General features: G+C 61.0%; 11 protein-coding genes. 4 read left to right on the forward strand and 7 right to left on the reverse strand.

Annotated elements, in window-relative coordinates; all coding sequences use genetic code 11:
- Positions 1–155: 155 nt before the first annotated feature.
- Genes DJ563_RS14375 through DJ563_RS14385 form a run of 3 tightly spaced genes read right to left on the reverse strand, consistent with a single transcriptional unit; the run spans position 156 to position 4,186 of the window.
- The gene (locus DJ563_RS14375; protein ID WP_274098917.1) at positions 156–2,153 is read right to left on the reverse strand and encodes a polysaccharide biosynthesis protein; all 1,998 of its coding nucleotides are present in this window, start codon (positions 2,151–2,153) and stop codon (positions 156–158) included.
- 60 nt (positions 2,154–2,213) lie between these two features.
- On the reverse strand, positions 2,214–3,227 hold the full coding sequence (locus tag DJ563_RS14380; RefSeq protein WP_434517923.1) for an MraY family glycosyltransferase: 1,014 nt from the start codon (positions 3,225–3,227) through the stop codon (positions 2,214–2,216).
- Positions 3,224–4,186 (reverse strand): NAD-dependent epimerase/dehydratase family protein, encoded by a 963-nt coding sequence (locus tag DJ563_RS14385; RefSeq protein WP_434517924.1) that lies wholly within the window; start codon positions 4,184–4,186, stop codon positions 3,224–3,226. Before DJ563_RS14385 ends, DJ563_RS14380 begins: the two co-directional genes overlap by 4 nt.
- A gap of 300 nt (positions 4,187–4,486) precedes the next feature.
- Here DJ563_RS14385 and DJ563_RS14390 point away from each other — a divergent pair, with 300 nt between their 5' ends.
- The 4 genes from DJ563_RS14390 to DJ563_RS14405 all read left to right on the forward strand — a co-directional run bounded on the left by DJ563_RS14390 (position 4,487) and on the right by DJ563_RS14405 (position 9,990).
- The gene (locus DJ563_RS14390) at positions 4,487–5,863 is read left to right on the forward strand and encodes a lipopolysaccharide biosynthesis protein (RefSeq protein ID WP_434517925.1); all 1,377 of its coding nucleotides are present in this window, start codon (positions 4,487–4,489) and stop codon (positions 5,861–5,863) included.
- On the forward strand, positions 5,850–6,755 hold the full coding sequence (locus tag DJ563_RS14395; RefSeq protein ID WP_274098299.1) for a glycosyltransferase: 906 nt from the start codon (positions 5,850–5,852) through the stop codon (positions 6,753–6,755). The genes DJ563_RS14390 and DJ563_RS14395 overlap by 14 nt, the downstream gene beginning before the upstream one ends.
- 60 nt (positions 6,756–6,815) lie before the next feature.
- Positions 6,816–8,435, forward strand: a complete 1,620-nt coding sequence (locus DJ563_RS14400) for a hypothetical protein (protein ID WP_274098300.1) — start codon at positions 6,816–6,818, stop codon at positions 8,433–8,435.
- 250 nt (positions 8,436–8,685) lie between these two features.
- Positions 8,686–9,990 carry a hypothetical protein gene (locus tag DJ563_RS14405; RefSeq protein WP_434517926.1) on the forward strand — a complete coding sequence of 435 codons (1,305 nt, stop codon included), beginning with the start codon at positions 8,686–8,688 and terminating at the stop codon, positions 9,988–9,990.
- A 48-nt stretch (positions 9,991–10,038) separates the two neighbouring features.
- On the opposite strand, the gene DJ563_RS14410 is transcribed toward DJ563_RS14405, so the two are convergent.
- From DJ563_RS14410 to DJ563_RS14425, 4 genes are all read right to left on the reverse strand, one after another.
- Entirely contained in the window at positions 10,039–11,169 is a 1,131-nt protein-coding gene (locus tag DJ563_RS14410) for a glycosyltransferase (protein ID WP_434517927.1), read from the reverse strand.
- A complete protein-coding gene (locus DJ563_RS14415) occupies positions 11,166–12,092 on the reverse strand; it encodes an NAD-dependent epimerase/dehydratase family protein (protein WP_434517928.1) in 927 nt (308 codons plus the stop codon). The genes DJ563_RS14410 and DJ563_RS14415 overlap by 4 nt, the downstream gene beginning before the upstream one ends.
- Before the next feature lie 195 nt (positions 12,093–12,287).
- Positions 12,288–13,412 carry a non-hydrolyzing UDP-N-acetylglucosamine 2-epimerase gene (gene wecB / locus DJ563_RS14420; protein ID WP_274098304.1) on the reverse strand — a complete coding sequence of 375 codons (1,125 nt, stop codon included), beginning with the start codon at positions 13,410–13,412 and terminating at the stop codon, positions 12,288–12,290.
- Entirely contained in the window at positions 13,405–14,415 is a 1,011-nt protein-coding gene (locus DJ563_RS14425; protein ID WP_033700690.1) for a polysaccharide biosynthesis protein, read from the reverse strand. Before DJ563_RS14425 ends, wecB begins: the two co-directional genes overlap by 8 nt.
- Positions 14,416–14,419 lie beyond the last annotated feature (4 nt).

Below are 14,419 nucleotides of genomic sequence, written 5' to 3' on the forward strand. Positions count from 1 at the left end.
TGGGCTGCCAAAGCTACCGCTGGGCACCTACACACAGCCGCTTACCGCATAAGAGGCTAGAGCGCAGAGTAAGAACGTCACTCTACGCACTTACATCTGCAGCCGCATTGAAGCACCCGGCGCCCCCCCCGAACACCTGTCCTTACCTCATCACTTCACGGCTCCAACCGCCGCTGCTGATAGATCCAGTCCACAATCTCGCCATCCGGCGCATACCCGATCACCGTCTCCCGCAACAGCTGCCGAACCCGCACAAAGTCGTCATCCGCCACCGCCGCCAACAGCTCCCGCAACGCCTCCTTGAGCACGTCCCACGACATGAAGTCTTCATTGGCACTCATGATCATTGGATGCCGGGTGGCAATCACGTTGTCACCAATCAGCAGCTCCTCGTAGAGCTTCTCCCCTGGCCGCAGGCCGGTGAACTGAATGGCGATGTCGCCCATCGGGTTTCGTTCGGAACGGACGCTGAACCCGGACAGGTGAATCATCTTCTCTGCCAGCTCGACAATCCGCACCGGCTCGCCCATGTCGAGGACGAACACGTCGCCGCCCTTGCCCATGGAACCGGCCTGGATCACCAACTGCGCGGCTTCGGGGATGGTCATGAAGTAGCGGGTGATTTTCGGGTGGGTAACGGTCAGTGGGCCGCCGGCCTTGATCTGCTTGTGGAACAGCGGGATAACAGAGCCCGAAGAACCCAGCACATTGCCGAAACGCACCATGGTGAAACGGGTCTTGTTGACCTGCGAGACTTTGCCGCTATCACCGAACAGCACCGGTGCCACTTCGCGGCTCAGGGCTTGCAGGGTCATTTCGGCAAGGCGTTTGGTGCTGCCCATCACATTGGTCGGGCGTACCGCCTTGTCGGTGGAGATCAGCACGAAGTTGGCTACCCCAGCCTGCAAGGCGGCCTGGGCTGTGTGCAAGGTGCCGATGACGTTGTTCAGCAAGCCTTCGGCAATATTGTGCTCGACCATCGGCACGTGCTTGTAGGCCGCGGCGTGGTAGACAGTTTCGACCCGCCAGGTCTTCATGATGTCGAGCAGTTGCGCCTGGTTGCGCACCGAACCGAGGATCGGGATCAGGCACACAGACAACGATTCGCGCGCAATGCGCTGCTCCAGCTCGGAGAGGATGCTGTAGAGATTGAACTCGCTGTGGTCGAACAGCAGCAGGGTTTTCGGCGACTGGCCGAGAATCTGCCGGCACAGCTCCGAGCCGATCGAACCACCGGCGCCGGTGACCATGACAGTCTGCTCGACGATGCAGCGTTCCAGCAGGTCGGCCTGCGCCGGCACGGTGTCACGGCCCAGCAGGTCGGCAATGTCCACTTCCTGGATGTCGTCGACTTTGACCTTGCCGCTGGCCAGGTCGACGAAGCTCGGAATACTGCGCACGTGCAGCGGATAACCTTCAAGGAAGTTGAGGATTTCGCGACGTCGGGTGCGGGTGGAAGACGGGATGGCCAGGAGGATTTCCTGGGCGCCGGTGGCGTCGATCATTTCCTGCAATTGTTCGGGGCGGTAAACCTGCAGGCCGGCGATTACCCGGTCGGTGATGCTGGTGTCATCGTCGATGAACGCTACTGGGCGTAATGTCTTGTCGGTGCGCAAGGCGGCGACCAGCTGGTTGCCGGCACCGCCAGCGCCATAGATGGCAACCCTGGGCAGGCCGTTGTCACGGCTGGCGAAGGGTACGTGCTGCACGGCGGCTGCAAACCAGTCGCCGAGGAAGTACTGGCGCATGGCCAGGCGCAGCCCGCCGATCATGATCAGGCTCAGCCACCAGTAGTTGAAGGTGATAGACCGGGGTACGACGTTCTGGTGGTTGCTGGCCCAGTAGATGATGAAGCCCAGGATCAGCGACGACAGGGTCACGGCCTTGATGATGGCAATCAGCGCGTCGTTGCCGAAGTAGCGCATCACCGCGCGGTACAGGCCAAAGCGGATGAACAGGGGGATGGCTACCACCGGTGCGGTGAGGAACAGCCAGCCGTGGTCGATGATGGGGTTGGCCAGCTCATCGATGCCAAGGCGCACCACAAAGGCCAGCCACAGGGCGGCCCAGATCAGCACGATGTCGGTCAACACCTGCAGCAAGCGTTTATGCCTACGAGGTAGAGCAAGCAGTTTAGCGCGCACCTTATCCATCGCTCCTCTGAAACGTTTCCAGAAATTCCCTGACATCGAGTTGCTCACATTACCTTAGTGTCAATCTTCACATTCGCCTGCGTGGAAGCGGACCGCCAACACAATCAATGGGATATAGGCCAGCACCACGCCCACGGCGCCATCCAGGCCAAGCTTTGCAACACAGAACGCGATCGGCAGCAGCCAGCACAGGTTCAGCACGGCAACCGCGAGTGTGACCGGCAGATGCTTGCCGAATTCCCTGGAAGCAAACTGATAGGCATGGCTGCGATGAGCCTCATAGACCTTGTCGCCGCGCAACAAGCGCCTGACGAGGGTGTAGGTCGCATCGACAATGAACACGCCGAGCAGAATCAGCCAGCACCAGAGCATCGGCGGTGAAACCCAGGCAGCTTGCAGCGACAGGCCGCCAAGGACGATACCGAGGAAACCGCTGCCTGCGTCGCCCATGAAAATTTTTGCTGGGGGGAAGTTCCAGAACAGGAACCCGGCGACAGCAGCGGCCAGCAGCAAGGGCAGAACGGCATGGCTGCCCAGGCCCGTCAGAGAGTATAGCGAGGCCGCGCCCAGGCACACGGTAATGGCCTCGATACTGGCGATGCCGTCGATGCCGTCCATGAAATTGTAGAGGTTGAGCAACCAGACCAGGTACACGGCAGCGAGCACACCGCCCAGCCACCCCAGGTCCAGCACCCAGCCGAACACGTTCAGCGGTGGCAACCCGCCCATCCACGCCAGCATCCAAGTTGCGGCGACGAAATGCCCGAGCAGGCGCCAGCGTGCGGCAATGTGGCCGTGGTCATCCATGAAGCCGATGATCGCGATCAGGGCACCCCCACCGCCCAGCGCGACGAGCGAGTGGATGCCCTCGGCGCCGGTCAGCATGAGCCCGACGATGGCCAGCAGGAAGGTCAGGACAATGGCGACACCACCGCCACGGGGCGTCGGTACGGTATGCGAGCTGCGGGCATTGGGCACGTCGATGACGCTGCGTGCCAAGGCGTAGCGGCGCAGGCCTGCGGTCATCAACAAGGACAGCACCAGTACAGCGGGAAGAGACCACAAAAGCATCATTTCTTGTCGTTTTCCTGATAGTGCCTGGCAGTTGCCAGAAGTGCCGCATCCACGCTCACAGGTGGTTGCCAACCGAGTAATTCGCGGGTCTTGCCGATGTCCACCTGCAATGAGCCACACAGGCGCTGCGACAACGCGGCCTTGCCCAACGCTTTGGCAGCGCTGCTCAGCAGCCAGGCCGGCACCGGCAGCAAACGTGCCGGCTTGCCCAACGCCTGGGCCATGCGCCCGAGCAGTTGGGTGGTGGACAGGTCTTCGCCGTCACTCACCAGAAACACTTGGTCAGCGGCTGCCGCGTGGTCGATGCAGGTCAGCACCAGGTCGACCAGGTTGCCCAGCGCCACCAGGCTGCGGCGGTTGTGGATGGCACCAAAGGGCAAGGGCACACCACGGTCGAGCCAGCGCATCATGCTGAGGAAATTGGCCTTCACGCCCGGGCCATACACCAGCACAGGGCGAATGATGACGATCTGCATGCCGGTCTGTGCGCCGAGCGCCAGCAAGCCCTGCTCTGCCTCGTGCTTGGAGATGCCATAAGGGTCGACCGGGCGCGGCAGGTCGTCTGCGGTGTACGCCTTGCCGGGTTCGGTCTGCTCGCCATTGACCTTGATCGAACTGACGAAGACGAAACGTCGGGCACCAGCAGCACTCGCCGCACGGGCTAACGCCAGGGTGCCGTTGACGTTGATCCGGCGAAATTCGGCCAACGGGTCGGCGGCGGTATCCGACATGACATGCACCCGCGATGCGCAATGCACGACAACCTCGGGCTTGTGCGCCTGCAATTCGGCTGTCTGGTCGTCTGTGAGATCGCCAATGGGGTAAGTGATGACCCCGGCAGGCACATGGCGCAGGGGTGAACGCAAAGGTACGACGGTTTCGACATTTGCGTTGCGACTGAGCGCCTGCAGCACCGCTGCGCCCACAAAGCCGGACGCGCCAGTCAAAAGTACTCTCATTCTCACCTGATCGCTTTTTTTGGTTTATTGGCTATTACTATCGGATAGATCGCATGACAACGGAAGGCATCTGCATTACGCGATGAAATTTCCGACAAAAACCAGCCTTGAACGACGACACAATAGCCTATTGCGCGCCATCAAACTGACTCAATGCACACGACCCTAAAGAATCTGAAGAAAAACTACAAATCGGCTAATCGATATCAAAGTGCCCTAACCTCGCTGCTTGCAGACCATGGACAGGGTTTGCAAAACAAAACAGAATCCCTGCTCCCATTCAAGTGCCAATAAGAACTCATGTCCAAAGGGAAAGTCACCAACGCGCTCTCCTCCCCGATTGCCGCCAGTATTGCCGCTATATTTGGCCGTTTTCTGCTTCTTGGGGCGGGAGCCCTGACCGGCATCATCATTCCGCTGACCATGCCGCAGGCTTCGGTAGGCGTGTTTTTTCTGGCCCAATCGCTGATCGCGGCCCTCGCCACCGTGGGTCAACTGGGCTTGAGCATCACCGCGCCAGCGTGCATTTCCACAGCCCAGGGGCACCGCGATGGCGGGCAGGTGAAGCAGGTAATCCGCCGTACACTGCTGATTGCCGTACTCTCCACCCTGGCACTGGCGATCGGCTTCAACCTCTTCATGCAGGTGTTTTCGCGCTATGAAGGTGCCGACCTGCTGCGTCTGCTCCACGCCATTGCCCCCCTGGTCTCGATCAGCATGGTCCTGGCCGCGATGACCACCATCCTGTCCGAGCAGCACCGGGCGCTTGGCCATTTCGTACAGGCCAGCTTCCTCACCACCGGGGCGAGTGTAGCCAGTGCGGCTACCGTCATCCTTGCCTGGCGGGGCGAACTGCAACTCAACCTCGACATGCTGGTCCTGGCGGGCGCAGTGGGGGCCAGTTGTACCGCGCTGCTGGGTGCCTACAGCCTCAGGCGCTGGTATCGGGCGCAAGCCGCCAGCAAGCCCGCGACAGACATCGGTTATGCCACCCTGCTACGGGAAACCCGTCCCAACCTCACCACCACCGTGGTGCTGTTCGTGATGTCGCAGGCCGACCTGTGGATCATCGCCTGGTTTGGCGATGCCGAAGGGCTGGCCATCTATGGCCTGGCCACGCGCCTGGCGGCGCTGGTACTGATACCGCTGGCAGTGATCAACACCGTGGTAGCACCATCGATCGGGCGCATCTGGGTGCGTGGCAAGAAGCGCTACCTGCAACGCGTGCTGGGGGTCGGTGCCGGTGCTGCGACGCTGCTCGGCCTGGTGGGTTATCTACTGTTCATTGCGTGCGGCCAGTTCTTGCTGACCCACGTATGGTCCAGCGATTATGCCGATGCTTACTATATTTTCGCCATATTGGGCATGTCGCAACTGGCGCAGACCTACGCCGGCACTGCCGGCTTCGTACTGATGATGCTGCAGAAACAACATGTCGCCATGCGCATTTCGGTAGTCAGTGGCGCGTGCATGATCGCCGCCGGGCTACTGGCGATGTGGCTGTATGGAATCATCGGATTAGCCGTGGTATACAGCCTCGGCGGGGTCTGCCAGTCACTGGCGCAAATCTATTGCGTCAAGCGGATATTCAATCTGAACACCACCGCGGATTACACTTCATTGCGCCGCTTCGTGCGCCTTTATTACCGTCGAAAGGTCTCTCATGGTCGCCAGTAACATACAGCCCAAGGTTTCGATCGTCATTCCTACCTACAATACTGGGCGTTATGTGCTGGATGCGATCGACAGTGTGCTTGCGCAGACCTATCCGCATGTCGAGTTGATCGTCGTCGACGATGGTTCGAGCGACGAGACCCCTGCCCTGCTCGAGCAGCACCCAGGCAATTTCATTCGCTATCGGCAGGCCAACGCCGGGCAGAGCGCAGCGATGAACTTTGGCTGGCAACAGAGCAGCGGTGAGCTGCTGGGCTACCTCAGCGCTGATGATCGGCTGCATCCGGGCGCGGTCGAGGCCATTGTCGCTGCCATGGCCCAAGCGCCCGAGGCGGTGCTGGCCTACCCGGACTTCTGCGTCATCGACGAAGACTCCAAACCTGTACGCACCGTGCACACCCCTGATTATGAAGAGCGCCTGCTGATCGCCAACTTCCAGTGCCTGCCTGGGCCGGGGGCGTTGTTCCGCCGTTCGGTGTGGGAGCAGGTGGGCGGCTGGAACACTGGCCTGCGCAACATCCCAGACATGGACTTCTTTCTGCGCCTTTGCCAACACGGGCCATTTACCCGCGTGCCTACACCGCTTGCAGATTTTCGCATCCATTCCGGCTCGACCACTTACAACCCCTGCAACGCCGAACGCTCCGACGAGCCGCTGCGGGTAATCAACAGCCTGTACCAGACGCGCGGGCTGTCGCCCTCCATCCTGGGCTGGAAGCGCAAGGCGCTGGCCAATGCCCTGATGCTGTCTGGCTTCATGCACGGCTTCTCTGGCCGCTATGCGCTGTTCCTGGCGCGCATGGGCAAGGCGGCCCTGCTCGACCCTTCATCGCTCCTGTCGCGCAAGATGGTCAGCTATGTATTGACCATCGTCAGGCCTAAATCCAAAGCCTGAACCTTGGCCAGGGCAGTGTCTGCGCAACACTCAACTGAACAGCAACACCGGGGTGCGTCAATGATTCAAGCTGTCCAAGGGCACTTGCTGGGCAATCGCTACCTGCAAGCCACGGCGATGATGATCGTGGCCATTGCCACGGTCGCGGCAGCCTTGAATTATCCTGCCTCGCTGCTGCCGCTGTTGCTCAATGGCGCGCTGGCGGCGCTGCTGGTGCGCAGCGTGCTGAACAACCGCACCAGCTTCTTTTCGTTCTTCCTGCTGGCCTTTCTGATCCTTGGCTGCTGGGCAAAGCTGGTGCTGCACTTCATTCTGGATACCCAGTTTATCGAACCGATAGGCGCCTTCGACGACTCACCGCAGTTGTGGGACGCCGCGCTGATGGCGCTGAACATCACCTTCGCCACACTGCTGGTCTGCCAAACCATCGCCTCACGCCAGCGGCCCCCGGTGGCCATCTCTGTCGACAAGCCCCGGGCACTGCTGGTGCCCGCCCTGTGGCTGGCGTTGGCGCTGACTGGCCTGCTGCTGGCACTCAACTTCAAGTACGCCATTCTCAAGGTAGGCACCGAACCCGCCCTCAAGCTGCCCAGCGTCGTTTATGTGCTGGTATCGTTCATGATCGCCTGGGGCAACCTGATCCTTCTGGCCACCCTGGGTTACTGGCTGGTGCAGGCACGCAGGATGAAGCTGGAGGTGCTGTTCTACATTCTCATTCTGGAAGGCGCGATAACGGCGGTGTCCATGGGCAGCCGGGCGCAGATGATCCTCCACGTCGCGGCTCCATTCGTGGTCTACCTTACCCACAGCCGTGAGCTGGTCACGGCGTTACGCGTGGTCCAGTGGGTCAGGATCCTGGCCGTCACCGCAGCGCTGTTCGTGGCTTCGCTGCTGCTGGTTTCCGCCGATCGCCTGCATTCGTTCGCCCAGGCCAGGCCGGTCGGGGCGCCGGTTGCCGTCAGCAGCCAGCTACTGGCCAGCGCCGCCAACCAAACCAGCGCCCAACCGAACCTCGCGCTCAGCGGCATGACCCTGGTCCCCGCCGACGCCGCCCAAGCCGTCACGGCCATGCTCGCCCCCGCCATGCCGTTGTTGCGCATCGCCGCCCAGGCAGTACCGCTGCCTGTGATGCCACCCGAAGAAACAGCCCAGATCAAGCGCGAACGCTGGAAAGGCATGCTCATGGAACTGAGCAAGCTGGTGGTGGACCGTTGGGTAGGCCTGGAAGGCGTACTGGCGGTCGTCAGCCACGAGGACACCGGCTGGCCGCTGTTTGTCCGCAGCCTCGCCGAGCGCCCGGAAAGCGGCACCCAGGCAATCTACCAGCGGATGTCGGATGCGCAGTACCAGACCTTCGAAAACTTCACCTTCATGACCATTCCGGGCCCGATTGCCATCCTGCTCTACAGCGGTAATCTTGCCTTGCTGGCAGGAGGCCTGGCGTTGTTGTTCCTGGTCGGCACCCTGGCCGAACGGCTGGCCAGCCAGCTGGTCGGCAATATCTTCACCCAAGCCACCATAGGCGTAGCGTTGGCGTATCTGGTGGTGCAAACCAACTTCCCCCGCGTGCAGTTCTTCTTCCTGATCGAACTGGTGGGTTTCATCGCAGGGTTATATCTGGCACGCATCCTGGTGACTGCGCCACGGCCAGGTCAGGCATCCCTCATACCGACCCCTTAGCCCCTGTCGCAGTTGTAAGAAAATTCCGACGAACGTCGTGTTTTGCACCGCACACTTTCGCTCAACTTTTGTCACAGTTAGGTCAACCCTCATTATTACAGACCAGGCACATGCCGCTGCTGAACCCAGCAAGCGGCATGCCCAGGTGTGATCAGGCAGATCCCCTACGATGACAGCAGCTATCAGGACTTACAGCGCGACCCCGTCCCTCGATGCATGCGTAGCGCCGCTTTTTGCGCTGTGTGCATGGGTGACGCTGAACCCGTATTTTCTCTGGTATTCGTTGCGCCATATGGCGGTTGCAGGGCTGCTCTCAGGTTGCCTGGCCGTCGTTGCATTCCTGCTCGGTGATCGGCCACGCCGGCGCGAGCTGCCAGGGTTCATCCTGATCTGCCTGTTCGTGGTCTATATCAGCATGCTGCCCAAGATCGACGGCACCACCACACGCTGGTATTTCGTACTCCCAACGCTGATGGCATTGTGTGTGTTTTCCGACCAGCGACGCGGCAAGGTGCTGCAGTGGTTTGGCTGGATCTTTGCTATCAGCCTGATCCCCGGCATCGTTGTGTCCCTGTGCGCCATCGCCAACATCCCCATTACGCTGGACCGCGTGCCCCTGCTCAACCCGACAATGGCCGAAGCGGGCGGGTACTACTTGCATGCCCCGGGCGCGTTGCTGTTGTCGGGCAACAACCTGTCGCTTCCCTGGGGAGGAGAACTGTATCGGCTGTGCGCGATGTACGATGAACCCGGCATGGTCGGCACCCTCGCCGCCTTCCTGTTGGCGGGCAACCGGTTCCGCCTCAAGCCCTTCCCGTTTCTGATCATCTTCGTCGGCGGCGTGCTGTCGTTCTCGCTGGCTTTTATCGTCATGGCATCGCTGGGCTTCCTGTTCCGCCTGGTACAGGCCCGTTCACCGATCACGTTGCTGCCCTTGGCCGTGCTTGGCCTGTTCGGCCTGCTGGTGCTGGGCATCATCAAGCCCAGCGCACCGCCGCCACCTGTCGCGCAGGCAGCCACGCAGGCAGCCGATGAAAAAGCAGTGACTCAGAGTGGGGATCTACTGTTCTCACCCGCCGCCGACTCCGCCAACGGGTCAGCCAATGATGCTGCGACAACGCCGCAAGTGCCGGCAGCCCAGCAGCCAGAGCAGCACCTTCGCCAGACTCAGTACCTCAATAACCGGTCGCTGCCGGAAATGGACAAACTGTTGGCGCGCTATTTCGATGCTGACACCAAAACCCTGCTGTTCGGCATGGGCGCTGACTCCAGCGTGGTGTATGGCGGGGTGTCCCAGGTTGTCACGCGATTGCTCACGGACTTCGGCCTGATAGGGGCGCTGTTGTTCGCGCTGAGCATGATAAGCCTGACCTTGGCCATTACGCACAATGCCAAGCGCCGGTTGTGGGTGTTGCTGTTCTTCGCGCTGTTCGCGCTGAGCATCTACCAGCGGCCCATCGTCTGGATGCCCTATGCCTTCACCATGTTCATCTGCAGCTCGACCCTGGCCGGGCGCCGCAAGTCTGCATCGAACCTGCAGCAGCCAGCTACCTGAAGCCGCTGACGCCGTGCACGTAGCCCATGCTACGTGCACGGCGCAACCTCAATCCTTCATCGACCCACTGCGCAGCAGTTGGGTGAAGCGACGCAGCATGACCTGAACGGTCGCCGACCAGGTGTAGTGCTCAAGGATGAAAGCTTTGAGCCGCGCGCCCTTGGCCTTGAGCTCAGCGTCATCTTCCAGCATCCGTTGCAACCCTGAAGCGATGCCCTCGGCACTGGCTGGAACCACCATACCGCCCTGCACATCCTCGACCTGATTGAACCCGCAGGTGTCGGTCAGCAGTACCGGCAGCCCGACCACGCCTGCCTCCAGTGCAACCAGCGACATGGCTTCCGAGCGCGACGGGATGACCAGCAGCATCGCCTGGCGATAGACCTGGGTGCGTTGCGCCTCATTCAGAAAACCGATGAAGTGGATCCGCTCGGCCAACCCTGACGCGCTCACCTGTGCCTGCAGTGCTTGTTGCATGCCAAAATCCGGCCCCGCCATCACCAGCGGGTACCGCTGCACGGCCGGCGTATCGAGGTAGGCCTGAATCAGATAATCCGGCCCCTTGACCGGGGCTAGCCGCCCCATGAACAGAATAAAGGGTTCGTCGGGAACAACGACGGTGGGTGCCTGTTGCTGCTCGCCTGGCTCGGCCACGGCATTGCCGATCACCGGCACACTGGCCTGAGGGACGTCAGCTACCTGCGCGATCACGCCCTGCTCCAGGTCGGTAATCGCGATGAAGCCCGAGGCGCCTTTGATCAGCCAGCGCCCGACGCTCAAGTGGAAGGCTTTCTTGATCGTTGATGGCGCCCCCACCGAAGCGAATTCCCCTGCCGGGCACAAAACGTAGGGGCGCCTTGCGAACAGCGCGAGCAGGCCCATGGCCACGCTCAGCAGGTTCCAGTAACCCATGATGTGCAGCACATCGGCATTGCGCACCAGGCGCCAGGCACGCCAGGGGTTGAGCAACGGGATGGGAAAGTGCTGGCCGATACGGCCAGTGATGTAGCTTTGCACGCCGTGCTCATCGAACTCGCGCTGCCAGGAGTTGCCGGTCATGGCGATGGCTGCACAACCGCTCCCCGCCTTTGCCAGATGGGTGGCCAGGTGGCGGGTACGCTCGGCCGTGCCACCGCCCAGCTTGGCATCGAGTGAAATGTTGACCAGCAGTACCTTCATGCCGACTCCTTGAGCACTGCAATGTAGCGGTGCAGTTGTTGCTTGAAGTCTGCCGTCGGGGGTTGCCGCCATTCGGCAAGCCGGGCTTCGCTGAAGCGTCGCATGGGGTTGGCATTGCTGACCTTGCGCAGGCGTAGCAGCAGCCCTAACAAGGCCTGGGGCACATGCGGCAGGTAGCTGATCGATGGCCGCCCGAATGCCTTCAGCAGGGCATCCTGCAGGTAGCCGAAGTTGTTCTCGGCCGCCGCATCATCGGTCACCAGCACCACCTCGCCTTGACGTATCTCGGGCACTTGCGCCACGAACACCAACGTCTGCACCACCTTTTCGACACTGACCAGGTGCATCCGCCGCGGCCCGTACAGCACCCGGCGCAAGCCCAGCTTCCAGGCCGGGGCACTGGATACTTCACGCACGAACGACACGATGTTCAACCCACCATCGCCAAACACCGCACCCAGGCGCAGCACCAGTACTTCAAAACGGCTGGCCGCCACCGCCCGCACCAAGGCCTCGGCAGCGGCATGCTCGCGCTCGTAGGGGGTTCGGGGCTGGATCGGGGTAGCGGCATCGACCACCGGGTCCGGGACAGCGCCGAAGACATCGATACTGGATACATGCACGTAGCGCTTCACCCGCACTTGCTCGCAGGCTTTCAGCACATTGACGATGGCAGGTTCGAACCAGCCGCTGCCATCTGGCCTGAGCAGGTTGATCACGGTACAACCGGGCGCCAGGATGACCGCCAGCGATTCGGGGTCATCCACATCGAACCGTTCGATGCGCACATTGGCGGCGCACAACCAGTCAGGTTCGGTACGGTGAATCGCATAGACGACTTCGGTGTCACGAAGTGCACTGCATGAATCCAGGAAGTGCCGGCCGACAAAGCCGCTTCCCCCAATAACCACCAGCTTGTTCATGTGCTGTTCAATCCTCCATGCGGCCTGTTTCGGCAGTCGCCTTTGCCCCACTCGGTCGCACCACCGGGCCTCGCGTAACAGAGGGGCAGGCATTGCGGGGGTCAGTGGGCGGCACGCCGGGGCATGCCGGTGCCGGGCACGGCTGAAATGCAGGGCTGCCCGCGATCAACCGACGGGCAGCCTTGGCGAGGTGCTTTACTTGGACCAGACCGTGCGGTTGATGTAGTCCGTGTAGCTGTAGACGATACGCACGACCTGCTTGGACACCGGGCCGCCGAGGTAGTCCTGCACAACCGGTATCACCCGCTGGGTGCGGTCATGCTGACTGATCACCACGCGAACGGCATCCAGTACGCGATCCGGCGTGAGGCCGCACATGATCAGCGTACCTTCGTCCATGCCTTCGGGCCGCTCATGGGCATTACGAATGGTCACTGCTGGAAGATTGAGCAGCGAAGCCTCTTCGGTAATGGTCCCGCTGTCGGAGAGCACGCACAACGCACCCATCTGCAGGCGGATGTAGTCCAGCAGGCCGTAGGGTTTGACGAAGCGGATCAGCGGGTGATCGAGGCTCTCGCCCAGGTCTTCGAGGCGCTTGCGGGTGCGTGGGTGGGTCGAGACGATGATCGGATGGCCATAGGCATCGGCAAGCGCGCGCAACGAGGCAAGCAGGTCGCGCAAGTTCTGCGGCGTGTCGACGTTCTCTTCGCGGTGCGTGCTGACGATGAAGTACTTGCCCTCCTCCAGCGCCTCGCGCTCCAGCACCGTCGAGGCATCGATCCGCGGCCGGTAGTAGTCGAGCACTTCCTGCATGTGCGAGCCGGTCTTGATGATGGTTTCCGGGCGAATACCTTCATCCAGCAGGTAACGCCGGGCATGCTCGGTCAGTACCATGTTGATGTCGCTGAGGTGGTCGAGCACCTTGCGGTTGAGCTCCTCCGGCACGCGCTGATCGAAACAGCGGTTACCCGCTTCCATATGGAAAACAGGAATCTTCCGACGCTTGGCGGCGATTACCGCCAGGCAAGTATTGGTATCGCCGTAAAGCAGCAGCGCATCGGGCTTTTCCAGCTCGAAGATTTCATCCGACTTGGCAATCACTTCGGCGATCGTACCGGCCGCCGTCGTACCCACGGCGCCCAGGAAGTGGTCCGGCTTGCGAATGCCCAGGTCGTCGAAGAACACCTGGTTGAGCTCGTAGTCGTAGTTCTGCCCGGAGTGCACCAGGATGTGGTTAGCCTGCTCATCGAGTTCAGCGATGACGCGGCTCATCTTGATCAGTTCGGGCCGAGTACCGACCAGGGTCATGACCTTAAGCATTGAGTTCTTCCTGGATGTAGTCGAGTTTCAGCAGCAGGGCCTTGATGCCCTCGATATCAAGCCGCTCGGTATTGTGGGAGGTGTAGTCATCGAGCTCGGAGATATGCTGCTCGCCTTCGACAAAGTACTTCTTGTAGTTCAGGTCGCGGTTGTCGGCAGGGATGCGGTAGTAACGGCCCATGTCATCGGCCTTGGCCATCTCTTCCCTGGAAATCAGCGACTCATAGAGCTTCTCGCCATGGCGGGTGCCGATCACTTTTACCGGGTTTTCCCGCTTGAACAGCTGCTTGAGTGCTTCTGCCAGGTCTGCGACGGTCGACGCTGGCGCTTTCTGCACGAAGATGTCGCCCTGCTCGGCATTTTCGAATGCGTGCAGCACCAGGTCGACGGAGTCTTCCAGCGACATGAGGAAGCGCGTCATGTTCGGGTCTGTCACCGTCAGCTCGTTACCGGCCTTGAGCTGGTCGACGAACAACGGAATCACCGAGCCACGCGAAGCCATCACGTTGCCGTAACGGGTCGCACAAATCACCGGGCCTTGCTGAGGGATCATCCGCGACTTGGCGACCATGAGCTTTTCGGCCATGGCCTTGGAGATGCCCATCGCATTGATCGGGTACACCGCCTTGTCGGTACTGAGTACCACGACGCGCTTCACGCCATTGGCAATGGCCGCGTTCAACACGTTCTCGGTGCCGATGACATTGGTCTTGACCGCTTCCATGGGGTAGAACTCGCAGGACGGTACTTGCTTGAGCGCTGCGGCATGGAAGATGTAGTCGACCCCGACCATCGCCTCGGCAACACTTTGATAGTCGCGCACGTCGCCGATGTAGAACTTCACCTTGTCATTACCCAGGGCGATACGCATGTCTTCCTGCTTCTTCTCGTCACGGCTGAAGACGCGGATTTCCTTGACCCTGGTGTTTAAAAAACGCTTGAGTACCGTATTGCCGAAAGAGCCGGTACCACCGGTGATCATTAGAATTTTGTTATCGAACACGTGT

The sequence above is a fragment of the Pseudomonas sp. NFX1 genome (genome assembly GCF_051123555.1).
In the GTDB taxonomy this organism is placed as follows: Bacteria; Pseudomonadota; Gammaproteobacteria; order Pseudomonadales; family Pseudomonadaceae; genus Aquipseudomonas; species Aquipseudomonas capeferrum.

Bases quoted from the DNA above. Each gene is read 5' to 3' on its own strand.
- DJ563_RS14415 (WP_434517928.1), bottom strand. From the start codon at position 12,092: ATGAACAAGCTGGTGGTTATTGGGGGAAGCGGCTTTGTCGGCCGGCAC.
- wecB (WP_274098304.1), bottom strand. From the start codon at position 13,412: ATGCTTAAGGTCATGACCCTGGTCGGTACTCGGCCCGAACTGATCAAG.
- DJ563_RS14385 (WP_434517924.1), bottom strand. From the start codon at position 4,186: ATGAGAGTACTTTTGACTGGCGCGTCCGGCTTTGTGGGCGCAGCGGTG.
- DJ563_RS14380 (WP_434517923.1), bottom strand. From the start codon at position 3,227: ATGATGCTTTTGTGGTCTCTTCCCGCTGTACTGGTGCTGTCCTTGTTG.
- DJ563_RS14390 (WP_434517925.1), top strand. From the start codon at position 4,487: ATGTCCAAAGGGAAAGTCACCAACGCGCTCTCCTCCCCGATTGCCGCC.
- DJ563_RS14410 (WP_434517927.1), bottom strand. From the start codon at position 11,169: ATGAAGGTACTGCTGGTCAACATTTCACTCGATGCCAAGCTGGGCGGT.
- DJ563_RS14400 (WP_274098300.1), top strand. From the start codon at position 6,816: ATGATTCAAGCTGTCCAAGGGCACTTGCTGGGCAATCGCTACCTGCAA.
- DJ563_RS14395 (WP_274098299.1), top strand. From the start codon at position 5,850: ATGGTCGCCAGTAACATACAGCCCAAGGTTTCGATCGTCATTCCTACC.
- DJ563_RS14375 (WP_274098917.1), bottom strand. From the start codon at position 2,153: ATGGATAAGGTGCGCGCTAAACTGCTTGCTCTACCTCGTAGGCATAAA.